Genomic DNA, 16,977 nt, shown 5'->3' with positions numbered 1-16,977 from the left:
ATTGAGGCACGAAAAATGAAGTCCACGCGTTCGCCTGCACGCCCGAGTCTGCACCGCACCATCGGACAAGGAGCCGCTTCGGTCCTGCGCGCGGCGCTCGCCATTGCCGCGTTCGGCATCTTAAGTGCCTGCGAACAAAATACTTTTGTCCCGCCGCCGCCGCCGAAGGTCGATGTCGCAGTGCCGGTGCAGCGGTCCTTCACGCGTTATCTGGAAGCGACCGGCAATACGGCTGCGATCAAGAATGTCGATCTGGTCGCGCGGGTGCAGGGCTTTCTGCAATCGATCAATTACCAGGACGGCGCCTTTGTGAAAGAAGGCACGTCCCTGTTCACGATCGAGCCTGAAACCTACAAGCTGAAGCTCGAACAGGCGCAGGCCGCGGAAACCGGCGCGCAGGCAACGGTGAGGCAGGCCGAGGCGGACTTCAAGCGCCAGCAGGAATTGGTGCAGCGGCAAGCCGTTTCCCAGGCGACGCTGGATACTTCAACGTCAACGCGCGACAACGCGCAAGCGAGCCTGCTGCAGGCCCAGGTCAATACCAAGATCGCGGCGGTCAATTACGGTTATACCAATGTGACTGCGCCGTTTGACGGTGTCGTCAGCGCGCATCTCGTCGCCGTCGGCGAACTCGTCGGCGTCTCGTCGCCGACGCAGCTCGCCACCATCGTGGCGCTCGACCCGATCTGGGTGAATTTCAACGTTAACGAACAGGACGTGCTGAGGATCCGGGAGGAAGCCCGCCGGCGCGGGATGACACAGGACGATCTCAGGCAGATACCGGTGGAAGTCGGGTTGCAGACCGAAACCGGCTTTCCGCACCAGGGCAAGCTCGACTATGCCGCCACGACGCTCAACCAGTCGACCGGTACGCTTCCGGTGCGCGGCGTGCTGCCCAATTCGGACCGTGCCCTGCTGCCGGGATTCTTCGTCCGGGTCCGCGTACCCGTTGACCAGGTGCAGAATGCGCTGTTCGTGCCGGATGTCGCCCTCGGCAGTGATCAGTCCGGACGCTACCTGCTGGTCGTGAACGGCGAAAATATCGTCGAACAGCGCAAGGTGCGGGTCGGGCCGCTGGAAGGCGAGCTGCGTGTCATCGAAGAAGGCCTGAAGGCCGACGACCGCGTCGTCACCGCCGGGCTGTTGCGCGCGATTCCCGGCCAGAAGGTCGATCCGCAACTGAAAAAGATCGAAGCACAGCCAATAGCGGCCAAGTAGGAGCCGGGCCATGATTTCGAAATTTTTTATCGAGCGGCCCGTTCTTTCCAACGTCATCGCGATCCTGATGATCCTGATCGGCGGCGTCTGCCTGTTCCGGCTGGCCGTCGCGCAGTATCCTGAGGTCGTGCCGCCGACGGTGCAGGTCACCACCCGCTATCCCGGCGCCAGCGCGAAAACCGTGATCGATACGGTGGCGCTGCCGATCGAGCAGCAGGTCAACGGCGTCGAGGACATGCTCTACATGCAGTCCTACAGCGGTGCCGACGGCACCTATACGCTGACGGTCACTTTCAAGATCGGCACCGACCTCAACTTCGCGCAGGTGTTGGTGCAGAACCGGGTGTCGAGCGCGCTGGCGCAGCTGCCGCAGTCGGTGCAGAACCAGGGCGTCACCGTGCAGAAGAGATCGACGGCGATCCTGCTGTTCGTGACGCTGACGTCGCCGAAAGCGACCTATGACAGCCTGTTCCTGAGCAACTACGCCACCATCAATATCCGCGATGAGCTTTCGCGTTTGCCCGGCGTCGGCAACGTCACCGTGTTCGGGGCCGGCCAGTACTCGATGCGGGTCTGGCTCGATCCGAACAAGCTGTATGCGCGCGGGCTGATGCCGCAGGATGTCATTTCGGCAATCCAGCAGCAGAGCCAGCAGGTGACCGCGGGCCAGGTCGGGTCACCGCCAGCGCCCGCAGGGCAGGCGTTCCAGTATACGCTGAACGTCAGTGGACGGCTCGCTGACACCAGCGAGTTCGAGAATGTGATCGTCAAGACCGGCACCAGCGGCGACGTCACGCGCGTGCGCGATGTCGGCTGGGTCGAGCTCGGCGCCCAGACCTACAGCCAGGCGTTCTCGCTCAACAACAAGCCGGCCACCGGCATCGGCGTATTCCAGTCGCCCGGCGCCAACGCGCTCGAGGTCCAGCAGGCCGTCGAGAAGAAGATGCAGGTGCTGGCGAAGGCGTTTCCGCAGGACGTGACCTACGATACGCCGTTCGACACCACCAAATTCGTCTCGGAATCGATCAATGAGGTCTACAAGACGCTGATCGAGGCGGGTTTGCTCGTCCTCGTCGTGATCCTGATCTTCCTGCAGGACTGGCGCGCGATGCTGGTGCCCGCGACCACGGTGCCGGTGACGATCATCGGCGCCTTTGCTGCGATGGCGGCGCTCGGCTTCACCGTCAATATCTCGACCCTGTTTGCAATCGTGCTCGCGATCGGCATCGTGGTGGATGACGCCATCGTCGTGGTCGAAGGCGCAGCCCACAATATCGAGAAGGGCATGTCCGGCCATGACGCCGCGATCAGCGCGATGGACGCGCTGTTCGCGCCGATCATCGGCATCACGCTGGTGCTGATCTCGGTGTTCCTGCCCTCGGCGTTTCTGCCGGGATTGACCGGGCAGATGTATGCGCAGTTCGCGCTGGTGATTGCCGCAACCGCGCTGCTCAGCGCCATCAACGCGGCGACGCTGAAGCCGACGCAGTGCGCGTTGTGGCTGCGCCGGCCGGTGCCGCCGGAGCAGCGCAACTTTTTCTACCGCGGCTTCAACGCAGTCTATAACCGTGTCGAGGCCGCCTATAGCCGGTTGATCGGCCGCCTGGTCGCACACAGCAATGTTTCCGTCATCTGCGCGCTGATCCTGATTGCCATCGGCGGTTACGGCCTGTCGCGGGTGCCGACCGGCTTCATTCCGATCGAGGACCAGGGCTATCTCCTGGTCGCCGTGCAATTGCCTGATGGTGCGGCGCTTGAGCGTACCCAGCGTGTGCTTACCCAGGTCAGCGAGATAGCCGGCAAGGCCCCGGGCGTCGATCAGGTGATCGCCATTTCCGGCATCTCCGCGCTCGACAATTCTTCCAGCCTCGCCAATGCCGGCGTCGCCTATTTGATCCTGAAAGAGTGGAGCGCGCGAGGGCCAGGTGAGGATCTGCGGTCGCTGTTCGTCGGATTGAACGAAAAACTGTCCGTGATCGAGGAGGCGCGGATCCTGGTGGTCCCGCCGCCGCCGATCCAGGGTATCGGTAACGCCGCCGGCTTTGCGATGCAGGTCCAGCTCCGCGACGGCAATTCCGACTTCAGCAAGTTGCAGGCGATCACCGGCGCGATCGTCGCCAATGCGTCGTCACAGAGCGCGCTGCAGCGGGTCAGTTCGCCGTTTCGCTCGATGGTGCCGCAATTCGACATCGAGGTGGACCGAATCAAGACCCAGACGCTGCATGTCACGACCGACCAGATCTTTTCGACGTTGTCCACTTACATGGGTTCGACCTTCGTCAACCAGTTCAACAAGTTCGGTCGTACCTTCCAGGTCTATGCGCAGGCGGACGCGCAATTCCGCCTGACGCCGCGTGATATGCAGAACATGATGGTGCGTAACAGCAATGGCGACATGATTCCGCTCGGCACCGTGGCAAAGATTACGCCGGCGGTCGGTCCGTCGCTGATCAGCCTGTACAATCTGTATCCTTCCGCAACCATCATTGGCCTGCCGGCGACGGGTTACAGCTCAGGTCAGTCGATGAATCTGATGGAGCAGATCGCCGCGAAGACCCTGCCGCCCGGCACGGGCTTCGAGTGGACGGCGATGTCGTATCAGGAGAAGGTCGTCGGCGGCCAGATCTACTGGGCGTTCGGCCTGGGCCTGCTGCTGGTCTACCTCGTGCTGGCCGGACAATATGAAAGCTGGTACGCGCCGATCTCGGTTATTCTCGCCGTGCCGCTGTCCTTGCTCGGCCCCATGATCGTGCTGACCGGCTTGAGGATCGAGAACAACCTCTATACCCAGATCGGCATCATCCTGTTGATCGCGCTGTCGGCCAAGAACGCCATCCTGATCGTCGAGGTGGCGCTGGAGCTGCACGTGCGCGATCGCAAGCCGTTGCTGGAATCCGCCATCGAGGCGGCGCGAGCCCGGTTCCGGCCGATCCTGATGACGTCGTTTGCTTTCATCTTCGGCATGATCCCGCTGGTGCTTGCAACCGGCGCCGGCGCCAACGCCCGGAAGTCGATTGGCATCACGGCGGCCTCGGGCATGCTGGCCTCGACCTGTCTGGCCGTGCTATTTGTGCCGACATTCTTTGTCGTGATCCAGCGGTTCGAGAACTGGCTGAAGGAGCGCAAGCTGAAGAAGACGGGCGCGCAGACGGCGCCTGCTGCGACGCACTAGATCGTAGAGTGGGGCAAAGCGACCTCTCCGCCGTAGCTCAACGAGCGAAGGTGGAAGCGTGCCCACCATCTCCAGCACGGCAAGAAAGGGTTGGCACGGCGCGTTGCGCCTTTGCCCACCCTACGAATCGCTACGGACTTCGCCCTACACCTTCACCATCCGCTTGCCGCGGTTCTCGCCGGCGAGCAGGCCGATCAGCGCCTTCGGCGTGTTCTCGATTCCATCGATCACATCTTCCTGCACCTTCAATTTTCCTGAGGCGACCCAGGACTGCAGGTCGGCCAGCGCCGCAGCGCTCTGGTCCATGTAGTCCATCACGATGAAGCCTTGCATGATAAGGCGCTTCACCACGATCAGGCCGGGCACGCCGCGGGGGCCATGGGCCGACGGCACGCCGTCATATTGCGAGATCGCGCCGCAGCAGGCGATGCGGCCGCGGTTGTTCATCAGCGAAAGGCAGGCTTCGAGAATGTCGCCCCCGACATTGTCGAAATAGACGTCGATGCCCTTGGGGGCGGCGGCCCGTAGCGCCTTGAAGGTGGCGCCGTCCTTGTAATCGACCGCGGCATCGAAGCCGAGCTCGGAGGTGAGCCAGTGGCATTTGTCCTTGCCGCCGGCGATGCCGATGACGTTGCAGCCCTTGATCTTCGCGATCTGTCCGACGATTGATCCGACCGAGCCGGCCGCGGCCGACACCACGACGGTCTCGCCGGCCTTCGGATTGCCGACATGCAGCAGGCCGAAATAGGCGGTGAGGCCAGCGATGCCGTACACGCTGAGCAGATGCGTCATCGGTTCCATGTCAGGCATCTTGGTGAGATGTTTTGCTGGTACGGCGGCGTAATCCTGCCAGCCGGTGTCGCCGAATACGATGTCGCCCGCTGTCAGTCTGGGCGCTTTCGACGAGACGACTTCGGCGATGCTGCCGCCTGCCATCACGGTGTTGGCCTCGACGGCGGCGCGATAGGTCGCGCCGTGCATCCACGCCCGGTTGGCGGCGTCGAGCGAGATATAGCGTGTCCGCACCAGCGCCTCGCCGTCCTTCGGCTCGGGCACTGCGCCCTTGACCATCTTGAAATGCTCGGGCCCGAGCTTGCCGGACGGCTTCTCGACCAGCAGGATCTGGCGATTGATCGTATCGCTCATGATGTTCTCTCCCCTCGATGTCGTTGTATTTTGGGCGCCCCGGATGCATGCACCGCGGAGCAGCCGTTCACCTGCATGGATTGTGCGCCACGTTCAGAAAAACTCCAAATCCTCCGCGCGGCCGCCTTTCGTGATGGTGGCATATTCGATCGCGAGGAATAGCCCACCCGCCACATAAACTCTTCGCCTTTGCGCTTCCGTCATCTTCTGCGAGAGCCGCACGGCCTCCTCAATCGACGCGGCGGTATGAACCGCCGCGTTGGGATTGGCGTGCTGTGCGGCGGCCGCGATCGCCCGTACGTCGGCTCCCTTGTGATGCGCTGCCGTGCAGATGATCGTATCGAAGGACGGTGCCAGCGCGCCGGTGATCTCGTCCGCCCTCTTGTCACGCGACGCGCCGGTGACGAGAATCCAGCCATCGGCGCCGTGGATCGCCAGGAGACTTGCCAGCGATTGACGGATGCCGTCCGGGGTGTGGCCGACATCGATCACGATGAGCGGGTTCTGACTGATGACCTCGAGGCGGCCGGGCCAGTGCACATCGCGCAGGCCGGCGCGTATCGCGGTCTCGATTCGGTCGGGCGCCTTGCGCGGATGCTCGCGTTGCAGCCACACGAGAAAGAGCGTGACGGCGATGGCCGCGTTGTTGAACTGAAACGCGCCGGGCAGGTTCACTTCGAGGCGGCGAAAATCATGATATCCGAACTGGAAATCGAAATGCTGCCTTGAGGTCGCTACGGCCTCGTTATCGATGCCGATTTCATCGCGAACGAACAGCGAGGTGCGGCCGGCTCCGCGATTATACGCGACGAGGTGCGGCCGCAGGTCCCGGCAGTTCTCGCCATAGACGATCGTGCCACCGGCAGCGCAGGCGTCGCTCTTGTCCGATACGATCAGTTCAAGCGAATTGCCGAGCAGCTCGACATGCTCGTAGTCGACCGAAGTGACGCAAGTCTCGTGCGCGCCGACGAGGCGGACCGGATCGTAGCGTCCGCCGATGCCGGCCTCGAACACCGCGAAGTCGCAGCCGCTCTCTTGAAAGTGCAGGCAGGCGAGCGCGAACAGCGCTTCGAACGCGCCGAACTGCTCGCCCATGTTGTTCGAGACAATGGCGATGACGGCTTCGACCCGCCGCTTCAGGCGAGCGAGCGCGTCGTCGTCGATCTCGACGCCATCGACCTGAATCCGTTCGTTGAAACGGAAGAGATGCGGCGAGGTGAAGAGGCCGGTGCGCAGGCCGTAGGCGCGGCCGATGCCCGCACACATCGCCGCCGTGCTGCCCTTGCCGTTCGAGCCGGTCACCACCACCGAGATGCGCTGCAGCCGCAGGCGATCGATTCCGAGCGCTTCCAGCAATCCGGCCATGCGCGCGAGGCAGATGCCGTCGCCGTATTTCGGCAGGTCGAACACTACAGCAATCCCGTGGCGGAGAAGGTGTGATGCCAGACCTTCAGGATCAGGTCGCCGCGATTGGAATCTTCCAAGAGCCGGATCGACGGGTTGGAATTGACCTCGATGATATCGATCGCATCCGGCTTGCCGCCGATATCGACGAACATGTCGACCGCAGCGACGCGAAGCCCCAGCGCGTTGGCCGCGCGCCGCGCCAGGATCACGGCCTGGGCGGATGGCGGGTCCGCCATGACCATCGTGCCCCCCGCGCTTAGATTCATCCGACCGGGAATGTCCCGCCGTTCGCCCTTCACTGGCACGGCATCGAGCGATGGATCTTCCGGCATCGAAGCCGGTGACAGGCCGCGAGCGCGCAAGGCGTCGTTATGGGCGGCGAGCAGTTCACGGAAGCTGTGCACGCCGTCGCCGGATATGAAGGGCGGATATTTTCGCGCGCAATAGAGCGCGTCGTGGTCGAGCAGGAAAACGCGATACTCGCTTCCCTCGACGATCGGCTGGATCAGCACGGCGTCGTAATATTTCGTCACCTCGTCGAGATAGCGAATGAACGCCGCGTCGCCGTGAATGGCTTGCGCGAAATCGCCGCGCGATCCCGTCAGGGGCTTGACGAAAGCCGATCCGCCCAATGCCTCGAAATGGGCAAGCGCATCGCTGCGCTCATGTCCCGCCGGGCGCTGCGCGCGATAGCGCTCGTGCAGGAAGAAATATTCGCCGCCAAGCGCCGGGACGCCGGCTTCGCGTAAGATCCGGCTCGTAAAATGTTTGTCGGACGCCAGCGTCGAGGCGGTCGCGCTGTTCTGCGGATACCAGGAGCATCGGCCGGCGCCGAAATGAAGCAGCCCGTCGCGCGAGGCGACGCTGAAGATCAACCCCGACCCGCCGTCGAGGTCGCGAAAATGGAGCCCAAATTCAGCGCAGGCAAATTCGGCATAGACCGCCTGGTCCGGATAGAAGCCCGGTTTTCCCTTTCGAAACTCAGTTGGGCTCCGCATGCGATCTCTTTTGAAACGTTCTTAATTTGACGTGGTCATTTATTGCCAGATCGGTGCCGAATTCAGCAAGTTAATTGCGCGAGAAAGCGTTAACGAAGCCAATCGAACCTTTTTGCAAATTAGACCGACAGCCATTCCGAGTTCTCGATTGTGCTGTAGGTCATATTGACTATGTATCTGCTGTGCGCAAATGAAGCGCCAAATCGCCAGTAATTTCGTTGATTTCTGGCACCTCGAGGCCCGAAGACCGAAACGTTCTACATCGAGACGTCAGGAAAAACGAAAACCCATGAGCGCATTCTATAGAGAGAAGGTTCTTTCTGTTCGCCACTGGACCGATACGCTTTTCAGCTTCCGGGCCACCCGTGATTCCGGTTTCCGCTTCCAGAACGGCCAGTTTGCGATGATCGGCCTCGAGGTCGAGGGCCGGCCGCTTTTGCGTGCCTACAGCATGGCGAGCGCCAATCACGAGGAAGAGCTCGAATTCTTCTCCATCAAGGTCGCGGACGGGCCGCTGACCTCGAAGCTGCAGAAGATCCGCGCGGGCGACGAGATACTGGTCGGCCGCAAGGCGACTGGCACGCTGATCACCGACAATTTGATTCCGGGCAAGCGTTTGCTGCTGCTGTCGACCGGCACCGGTCTCGCGCCGTTCGCGAGCCTGATCAAGGATCCCGACGTCTATGAGCGCTTCGAGACCATCGTGCTCGTTCACGGCTGCCGCCAGGTTTCCGAACTCGCCTATGGCGAGGAACTCGTCGCCAAGCTGCGCGAGGATGAGCTGTTCGGACCGCTGTTGTCGGAGAAGCTGCTGTATTACCCGACGGTGACCCGCGAGCCGTTCCGCAACCGCGGCCGCATCACCGACCTGATCTCGTCGGAGCAGTTGTTCAACGACATCCACCAGGCGCCGCTCAATATCGAGACCGATCGCGTCATGATGTGCGGCAGCCCGGGGATGCTGGACGAGTTGAAGCAGATGTTCGAGTCCGGCGGCTTCCTCGAAGGCAGCCACAACACGCCCGGTCATTTCGTGATCGAGAAGGCGTTCGTCGAGCGTTGATGAGTTTACCGTCATTCCGGGATGGTCCGAAGGACCAGACCTCAGGTGTGCAATAGCACACCGGGGAATCTCGAGATTCCGGGTTCGATGCTTCGCATCGCCCCGGAATGACGGCGGGCCTGTGTAGCCTACCCCGTTCCCCCACTGCTATAACCACCTCAACGGCGCACGGCTTGTTGCCGACGCGGCGGTGAGGGAGTCTATGCGTGTCGGTACGCGACGAGATCGGTCCGGCAAAGACCGCCTTCGTGTTTGCGGGTGGCGGCAGCTTCGGGGCCATTCAGGTCGGCATGCTGCATTCGCTTGCCGCGCACGGCGTCGCCGCTGATATGGTGGTCGGCTGCAGCGTTGGCGCCCTGAACGGAGCATTCTATGCCGGCGATCCGACGCTTGATGGCGTGCAGCGGCTCGCCGCGATCTGGCGCGGCTTGACGCGGCACGACGTCTTTCCGATGAGCTGGCGGACGGTGCTGAGTTTTCTGTGGCGCCGCGATTTTCTGATTCCTCATGACGGCATCCGCAAGCTGATCGAGGATCACATCCCCTATCGCAATCTGGAAGAGGCGAAGTTGCCGGTGCATATCGTCACCACCGACATCGTCTCCGGCGACAGCGTGGTGTTGTCGGAGGGCTCCACGGCGGAGGCGATCGTTGCGTCCACCGCGATTCCCGGCGCGTTCTCGCCGATCCGCTACAAGGATCATTATCTCGCCGACGGCGCGATCTCCAGCAACACGCCGATACAGGTCGCCGTGATGAAGGGCGCCAGGCGCCTGATCATTCTGCCGACCGGGCACGCCTGCGCGAACCAGGCGCCGCCGGTCGGGGCGGTCGCCAACGCGCTGCACGCGCTCACGCTCCTGATCGCGCGGCAACTGGTCACCGAGCTTGAAATGCTTGCGCCCGATATCGAGTATTTCGTGGTGCCGCCGCTCTGCCCGCTGGTGGGCTCGCCCTACGATTTTTCGCGAACCGCCGATCATATCGACCGCGCCATTCTCTCCACCGACGCCTGGCTGGCCCAGCACGGCCTGCAGCAGGGCAAGATCCCGCACGAGATGCGGTTGCACAGCCACTGAACGGCGGGTGCCGGGCCATTACGCTGCACTGCAAAAGCGACAGGTTTATTAAAGCCGCCAACTATTTTTTTGAGCCGACGTCACTTCCGTGAGCATCGCCCCGTATATCGTGTAGCGCTCGTTCCGGCGGTTGGACTAAGCTAGCCTTGGCGACGCAATCCGGCTGAGGGGTTCCATGGACACGCTGCTGCTTCCGTTCTCGCCACGCTACATCATTCTGACGATCTGCGCCGTCGTCACGGCATTGCTGATCGGGATCGGGATTTTCGACCAAAATCTCAAGGTTTGGGAGCTGCTGCTGCTGCCGATCGTGATTTTCGGCGCCCTCACACTGCTCGGCATTCGCGATCTCCTGCAAAAGAACCACGCGGTTTTGCGCAACTATCCGATCTCAGCCCATATCCGCTTCTTGCTCGAGGAAATTCGGCCGGAGATACGGCAGTACTTCTTCGAGAGCGAGAAGGACGGTATGCCGTTTTCCCGCGACACCCGCGCCTTGGTCTATCAGCGCGCCAAGATGGTGCTCGACAAGCGGCCGTTCGGCACCCAGGAGGACGTCTACCGCGACGGTTATGAATGGATGCACCATTCGATGGCGCCGAAAGCTCGTACCGTCGAGCAATTTCGCGTCACCATCGGTGGTCCGGATTGCACCAAGCCATACTCGGCCTCGGTCTTCAACATCTCCGCGATGAGTTTTGGAGCGCTCAGCCCCCACGCCGTGCGGGCGCTGAATGCGGGTGCGAAGAAGGGCAGCTTTGCGCATGACACCGGCGAGGGCGGCGTCAGTCCTTATCACCGCGAACATGGCGGTGACATCATCTGGGAAATCGGCTCGGGTTATTTCGGCTGCCGTAACCGCGACGGCTCGTTCAACCCGGAGGAATTTGCCCGCGTCGCCAGCGACGATCAGATCAAGATGGTCGAACTGAAGGTCAGCCAGGGCGCCAAGCCCGGACATGGCGGGGTCCTTCCGGCGGCCAAAGTCTCTGAAGAGATCTCCAAAATTCGCGGTGTCGCCATGGGCGAGGATTGCATTTCGCCGGCCACGCACAGCGCGTTCTCGACGCCGCTGGAAATGATGGCCTTCATCGGCGAGATGCGACGATTATCCGGCGGCAAGCCCGCCGGGTTCAAGCTGTGCGTCGGTCATCCCTGGGAATTCCTGGCAATCTGCAAGGCGATGCTGCAGACCGGGATATATCCTGATTTCATCGTCGTCGACGGCAATGAAGGCGGCACCGGCGCTGCGCCGCTGGAATTCATGGACCATCTGGGCATGCCGATGCGGGAGGGCGTCAATTTCGTCCATAATGCACTGATCGGCATCAATGCGCGCGACCGCGTCAAGATCGGCGCCGCTGGCAAGATCGCGACCGCCTTCGACATGGCGCGCGCGATGGCGATCGGCGCCGACTGGTGCAATTCTGCGCGCGGGTTCATGTTCGCTCTCGGCTGCATCCAGTCGCTGAGCTGCCATACCGATCGATGCCCGACGGGCGTGAGCACCCAGGATCCGCTCCGCGCCCGCGCGCTGGTGGTGCCGCTCAAGATCGAGCGGGTCTACAGCTATCATCACGCCACCCTGCACGCCCTGTCCGAGCTTATCGCCGCAGCCGGCCTCGAACATCCGCAGCAACTACGGCCGATCCACTTCACGCAGCGATCCTCCACGAACGACACATTGTCATTCGCGAAACTCTATCCGTCGCTGCGGCCGGGCGAATTGATCGAAGGCACCAACGATCCGCGCTTCCGCGACGCCTGGGCGATGGCGCGCGCGAATTCTTTCCAGCCGGTGGGGTGAGGTGGCGCTAACGCGACCTGCGTAGCCCGAAGCGAAATCCGGGAACCCATCTCGCCTGCGGACAGGCTTACCCGGATTGCGCTGCGCTCCATCCGGGCTACGTCGCCGCTAAAACTCGCCGTGGAAGCGGCCGGAGAACACGTGGACCGGGCCGCGGTCGGCGTTATAGGCGGGGTTGGTGATCAACTGGTAATCGGCGGTGAGGGTGAAGTTCTTGTCGATCGCGTAGGCGTAGTAGGTCTCGAAGATTCGTTCGTTGCTGTAGTTGAGACGGCCGTCGCCGATCAACAGGCCGAGGCCGCCGGCCGCCAGGAAATCGCGGTGCGCGCCGGAAAGTCCGTTGATTGCACCGCCCAAACCGAATGTATCGCTCGGCCGTCCCCAATAGCTGCCCTTGACCGAAAGGCCTGCCGCGACGCTGCGGTCGATGTCGGTAAAGGACAGGATTTGGTTCCGGCCGTCGTTCCAGCTCGCACGGGCGAACAGGCCGACATCCTTCATGAGCTGTTGTTCGGCATTGACGTAAATTCCGTATTTGAAATTTTGGCGCTGGATGTCTGTCATGACGTTGTTGATATCGAGCGCCGGGTCTGCGGCGCTGATCGCCAGCGCGTTGCGGTAGTTGCCGGTATTGCCGCGATTGGCGAAGATGCCGAGCCGCAGTTTGCCGGGCTGGTCGAACACGGCATGACGTTCCTCGAATTCGACAACAGCTCCGCCGGTCTTGAAGGTGAGGACATCGCTGTTGGGAGCAGAGGGCACCTGAAACAGGCCCGCGCGCACGGCCCAATCCTTGCGATTGAGTTCGACCACGGCGCCGCGGGTAAATCCGGGAAGGTCGGCCGGAAAGTCATAGGCCGCCGACGCCCACATTGACCAGTTCATGAAATCGACGCGCGGATCCTTCGCGTAGGAATTGCCGTCAAAGAAATCGCCGACGGCAAATCGCCCGACCGTTACTGTAACCCGGTTGATGTCGCGTTTGCCCGGCAACTGATTGGCCGCATCGGCCACCTCTTCCTGTTCGCCTCCCAGCCCGAAAGTCTGCCGGAAGAAATAGCGCTGTGCGCGGAATCTCGGATATTCGGCGCCGCCTTTTTGCGCTTCGCCGTTTGAAAACCCTGCCAAGCCTAATGTGCCGCCGATTCCAAAACCTTGTGCAAGCTCCGGACCAAAATAGAACTCTCCGCCATCCCACAACCGCCATCCGAGGAAGGCTCCGACCGTCCAGGTCTCTCGCACGCGTCCGGCGCCGGGCAAGCTGTTGGTACCTTGATACGGCGAGCGGAAGCTCGGATAGCCCTGCGATATGAGGGTCGTCTGGGCATGGACGTTCCAGTCCCTGTATACGGGTGGGGTGAGTGGCTTGATGGCGTAATCGCCCGCCGTCGCCGAAGCCGGCCCGTCCCAGATCTTGTAGTTCAATCCGAGCTTGACGGTGTGGATCTTCGGGTCGACTGCGACGTCCGGCAACGGTACGTCCGCAAGCCCGTGGGTTCGGGCGCCCAGATCGATGTAGCCGTATTCGAGTTTTGCACTCCATTTGGCATCGGCGGCATATTCGACGCCAATACCTGCGGTCCAGCCAGGAGGTGCGTGCCCCCGCTCGGATAACACGCTGCCGTCGACATCATTGACGTCGACGCGGGTTCGGGCCCAGGCGACGCCGCCGGTCACATAGGGCAGCAGCGTTCCGAATGCGTATCCGACGCGTCCCCGGACCGTGGCAATGTAGTCGAAGCTGGTGTTGAAAGGGGCCGGCGCAAGCCTTGGACGATCAAGCGTGCTCAGGAACGAAACATCGGCCTCGGCGCCCAACACCAGCTTGTTCGGGAGCTGAAAATTGTAACCCGCCTGATAGCCGCCGATCAGACCCGTGATGCTGTGGGGAAAGAACACGCCTTGCAGCGGCAGCGGATTGGTACCGGGACCGAAGCTGCCGCCGCCGTAGCCGACATGGCCGCCGAGATAGAAGCCGCTCCAGTCGAACGCCGGACGAAGATGCGGTGCCTTGAGCGGCATGTCGGCTGCCATCGCCTGGCTGCCGAGCGCCAGCGCGCCGAACGCGACGCCAGCGAGCGCATGTTCGAGGGATCGGCGGTTGCGGTTCACAGTTTGGACGTTCCTGATGCGACCCGTGCTGTCGCTGCCTGCCATCACTGCAGATTCGAATGCCTGCCGCCACCCAACAAATGAAGCCATCAACCCCGTCGCCCCAATCGCATTCCCACGGTTCCCCAGATCAGCACCGGTCCGGAACTATCCGCATTCCGGCCGATCTCTATTGCGAGTAATTCGCAATAGCAAGAAGAGGGCCGGCAACTATGATTCGATGACACGCCTGCGTGACGTTGCTGCAACATTGGCCCGGTGCGTCATCGCCGCTACCGTTCGGACAGACGGCTGACGGGTGTTCGGAGACATCGCTGACACATCGCGACGGGCCGGGCTCTGACGGCCAGCCTGCATCCCCCAAAAAAAGGTGACCCGCCCGGGGGGACAACCGGGCGGGTCGGGTTCAGCACGGGGGTGGATGAGGCGCCCGTGCTGGACGCAAATCCACGACAGAAGCGTTTTCGAGCGAAGTGGTATTCCGGGTCGCGTGAAGAAAACGCGTCAAACAAGAAGAAGCGTTTTCAGGGTCGAAGTGGTTGCTCGAAGAGAACGCTTCTCAAACAGAAACCAAGTCAGCCGCAGAAATCAGTAACCGCAGGTCCGGACGCGGCCGATGTAATTGCCGAAAGCGTCGAACTGGCGAACCCAGCCGCAGCGGCGATAGCCGTCGTGGTAGTAGCCGGGGCCTGAAGCGGCGATCGCAGTGCCGACGATAGCTGCGCCAACGAGGCCGGCGCCGACACCCCAGTGCAGCGGCTTGGCCTGAGCCTGCGTGGAAGCCATGCCGGTAACTGCAAGGGTAGCGAGAGCGAGAGCGGCGAACTTGGTCTTGATCGACATGGAAGTCTCCATCCTGTGTTGAGCGGCCATTGTGGTCCGCATGCCCAGTTGGACGGAGGCATCTCGAAAGCGGTTCGAGGCGAGGGTCGGAAATATGGTTTCGTCGTTTATTTCTTCGTTATTTCAGATGGTTACGGGATAAATCCCGGGCTTCATGGTTTACGAAGAAACAATTCCGGATCGAATTTGTCGACGTCGTCGAGCAATTCGCAGAACGCGCGCGCGCCATGGTCGAGCAGTTGTTCGCCCTTCTCCGCGGAGGCCTTGGTGGCGTCGCCGACCGCGCCGCTTTCATGCAGGTCCTGCGTCTGCCATGCGAAGGGCACTGGCCGATGCGCCGAGAGCCAACGAAATTTTTTCTCCATCGCGATGCTGGCGGGACGAAAATCGGCGATCGCTTCCTTCCGCACGGTGTGTGGATAGCGCGCCAGCATGATCGAAGTCTCGACCGCGCCGCCATGAATGCCGTGACGGATTTCTTCCGCGGAAAACAGTCCATCCGGCGCACCAAAGCGCGACCAGCTCGTGGTCACGACGAGAAGTCCGTGATGCGCGCGCAGATCCTGCGCCACCAGCGACATCGCCGCGCTGTTGCCGCCATGGCTGGTCACGATCACGAGCTTCCGGATTCCGGATCGCGCGACACTTTCACCGATTGCCATCCATTCCTTCAACGCGACGTCGGTCGGCAGCGTCAGCGTGCCCGGGTAATCGATATGTTCGGTGGAAATGCCGACCGGCTGCAGTGGCAGAAAGGTGACGGGAAGTGCGACAGGCAACAGTTCGCGCACCCGCGTCAGATAGGCCTCGCCGATCAGGACGTCGGTTTCAAGCGGCAAATGCGGGCCGTGCTGTTCGGTCGCCGCCAGCGGCAGCACCGCGATCCAGCGCGCCGCGTCGGCGCTTGCGATGCCGGGCCAGCGGATCTCGGTCCAGTCGTGGGGCGGAACAGTTGAAGCCATCGAGCGAAGCGTTTCTTTGGATGAATTTGCGGGGTAGTTTGTTAGATATTCCGGGGACGTTATCCGCATCCTGGATAGCTCCCGGGGACGTGATCCACGTCCATTGCCTCCCATCATGGGCCAGAACGATCGACGGAGTCCAACCATGAACCCTGCCTTTTTGCCGCGAGCGTTAACCCTAGGCCTTCTGGCGCTGGCTGCGGCAGAGATGCCTGCGCGCGCGGAAACCCTCGACAAGGTGTCATTCGGAACCAACTGGGTGGCGGAGGCCGAGCATGGCGGCTTCTTCCAGGCGGTTGCCGACGGCACCTACAAGAAATACGGCCTCGACGTCACCATCGTGCCGGGAGGCCCCAACACCAACAATCGCATCCTGCTGACCGCCGGTAAAATCGACTTCTTCATGACCGCGAACACGCTGCAATCGTTCGACGCGGTCACCAACAACGTACCGGTGGTCGCGGTCGCTGCCATCTTCCAGAAGGATCCGCAGGTTTTCCTGACCCACCCGGAAACCAAATTCACCAAGCTCGAAGATCTCAAGCCGCTCACGCTATTCGTGTCCAAGGAAGGCGTCGCCAGCTACTTCCAGTGGCTGAAATCCGAGTACGGCTTCAGCGAAAGCAAGGTGAAGCCCTACACCTTCAATTCGCAGCCCTTCATAGTGAACAAGCAGAGCGCGATGCAGGGCTATGTCACCTCCGAGCCCTACGCCGTCGAAAAGGCGGCCGGCTTCAAGCCGGGCGTGATCCTGCTCGCCGATCACGGCTTCAACGCCTATTCGACCCTGATCGAGACTCGCCGCGAAATCGTCGACAAGAAGCCGGACCTGGTGCAGCGTTTCGTCGATGCTTCCGCGATCGGCTGGTACAATTATCTCTACGGCGACAATTCGGCCGGGAATGCGATGATCAAGAAGATGAACCCGGAAATGACCGACGAATTGCTCGGCTATTCCGTCACCAAGATGAAGGAATACGGCATCGTCGATTCCGGCGATACCTTGCGCGACGGCATCGGCGCCATGACCGACGCGCGGGTGGCGAACTTCTTCGACAAGATGGTGCGGGCCGGCGTGGTTCGCCGCGATATCGATTACCGTCAGGCCTACACGTTGCGCTTCGTCAACAAGGGCGTCGGTGTCGATCTGCGACCGAAGAACTGACGCGG

The 16,977-nt window shown here is 61.9% G+C and carries 12 protein-coding genes; 6 read left to right on the top strand and 6 right to left on the bottom strand.

Features of this window, described 5'->3' with window-relative positions; all coding sequences use genetic code 11:
• Positions 1 to 15: 15 nt before the first annotated feature.
• Both C7G61_RS02180 and C7G61_RS02175 read left to right on the top strand, forming a co-directional pair.
• Positions 16 to 1,218 carry an efflux RND transporter periplasmic adaptor subunit gene (locus C7G61_RS02180; protein ID WP_108512406.1) on the top strand — a complete coding sequence of 401 codons (1,203 nt, stop codon included), beginning with the start codon at positions 16 to 18 and terminating at the stop codon, positions 1,216 to 1,218.
• Between the two features lie 10 nt (positions 1,219 to 1,228).
• The gene (locus C7G61_RS02175) at positions 1,229 to 4,390 is read left to right on the top strand and encodes an efflux RND transporter permease subunit (RefSeq protein WP_108512405.1); all 3,162 of its coding nucleotides are present in this window, start codon (positions 1,229 to 1,231) and stop codon (positions 4,388 to 4,390) included.
• Between the two features lie 144 nt (positions 4,391 to 4,534).
• On the opposite strand, the gene C7G61_RS02170 is transcribed toward C7G61_RS02175, so the two are convergent.
• The 3 genes from C7G61_RS02170 to C7G61_RS02160 all read right to left on the bottom strand — a co-directional run bounded on the left by C7G61_RS02170 (position 4,535) and on the right by C7G61_RS02160 (position 7,941).
• Complete coding sequence (locus tag C7G61_RS02170; RefSeq protein WP_108512404.1) at positions 4,535 to 5,536, bottom strand: NADP-dependent oxidoreductase; 1,002 nt, start codon at positions 5,534 to 5,536, stop codon at positions 4,535 to 4,537.
• 93 nt (positions 5,537 to 5,629) lie between these two features.
• Positions 5,630 to 6,946, bottom strand: coding sequence for a bifunctional folylpolyglutamate synthase/dihydrofolate synthase (locus tag C7G61_RS02165; RefSeq protein ID WP_108512403.1), 1,317 nt, complete (start codon positions 6,944 to 6,946; stop codon positions 5,630 to 5,632).
• Complete coding sequence (locus C7G61_RS02160) at positions 6,946 to 7,941, bottom strand: hypothetical protein (RefSeq protein ID WP_108512402.1); 996 nt, start codon at positions 7,939 to 7,941, stop codon at positions 6,946 to 6,948. The genes C7G61_RS02165 and C7G61_RS02160 overlap by 1 nt, the downstream gene beginning before the upstream one ends.
• Positions 7,942 to 8,230: 289 nt before the next feature.
• On the opposite strand from C7G61_RS02160, the gene C7G61_RS02155 reads away from it, so the two are divergent.
• The 3 genes from C7G61_RS02155 (at position 8,231) to C7G61_RS02140 (ending at position 11,890) form a co-directional block, all read left to right on the top strand.
• Positions 8,231 to 9,004 carry a ferredoxin--NADP reductase gene (locus C7G61_RS02155; RefSeq protein ID WP_108512401.1) on the top strand — a complete coding sequence of 258 codons (774 nt, stop codon included), beginning with the start codon at positions 8,231 to 8,233 and terminating at the stop codon, positions 9,002 to 9,004.
• A gap of 206 nt (positions 9,005 to 9,210) precedes the next feature.
• Complete coding sequence (locus C7G61_RS02145; protein WP_108512400.1) at positions 9,211 to 10,083, top strand: patatin-like phospholipase family protein; 873 nt, start codon at positions 9,211 to 9,213, stop codon at positions 10,081 to 10,083.
• 175 nt (positions 10,084 to 10,258) lie between these two features.
• Positions 10,259 to 11,890 carry an FMN-binding glutamate synthase family protein gene (locus C7G61_RS02140; RefSeq protein WP_108512399.1) on the top strand — a complete coding sequence of 544 codons (1,632 nt, stop codon included), beginning with the start codon at positions 10,259 to 10,261 and terminating at the stop codon, positions 11,888 to 11,890.
• Between the two features lie 108 nt (positions 11,891 to 11,998).
• On the opposite strand, the gene C7G61_RS02135 is transcribed toward C7G61_RS02140, so the two are convergent.
• From C7G61_RS02135 to C7G61_RS02125, 3 genes are all read right to left on the bottom strand, one after another.
• Positions 11,999 to 14,047, bottom strand: a complete 2,049-nt coding sequence (locus C7G61_RS02135; RefSeq protein WP_108512398.1) for a carbohydrate porin — start codon at positions 14,045 to 14,047, stop codon at positions 11,999 to 12,001.
• Positions 14,048 to 14,590: 543 nt separating this feature from the next.
• The gene (locus C7G61_RS02130) at positions 14,591 to 14,845 is read right to left on the bottom strand and encodes a hypothetical protein (protein ID WP_108512397.1); all 255 of its coding nucleotides are present in this window, start codon (positions 14,843 to 14,845) and stop codon (positions 14,591 to 14,593) included.
• A 152-nt stretch (positions 14,846 to 14,997) separates the two neighbouring features.
• The gene (locus tag C7G61_RS02125) at positions 14,998 to 15,807 is read right to left on the bottom strand and encodes a creatininase family protein (protein WP_108512396.1); all 810 of its coding nucleotides are present in this window, start codon (positions 15,805 to 15,807) and stop codon (positions 14,998 to 15,000) included.
• Positions 15,808 to 15,952: 145 nt separating this feature from the next.
• Between C7G61_RS02125 and C7G61_RS02120 the strand changes: the two genes are divergently transcribed.
• On the top strand, positions 15,953 to 16,972 hold the full coding sequence (locus C7G61_RS02120; protein ID WP_108512395.1) for an ABC transporter substrate-binding protein: 1,020 nt from the start codon (positions 15,953 to 15,955) through the stop codon (positions 16,970 to 16,972).
• Positions 16,973 to 16,977 lie beyond the last annotated feature (5 nt).

Source organism: Bradyrhizobium algeriense (assembly GCF_003062295.1).
Taxonomy (GTDB): domain Bacteria; phylum Pseudomonadota; class Alphaproteobacteria; order Rhizobiales; family Xanthobacteraceae; genus Bradyrhizobium; species Bradyrhizobium algeriense.
This window is presented reverse-complemented; position numbering and strand designations above follow the sequence as displayed.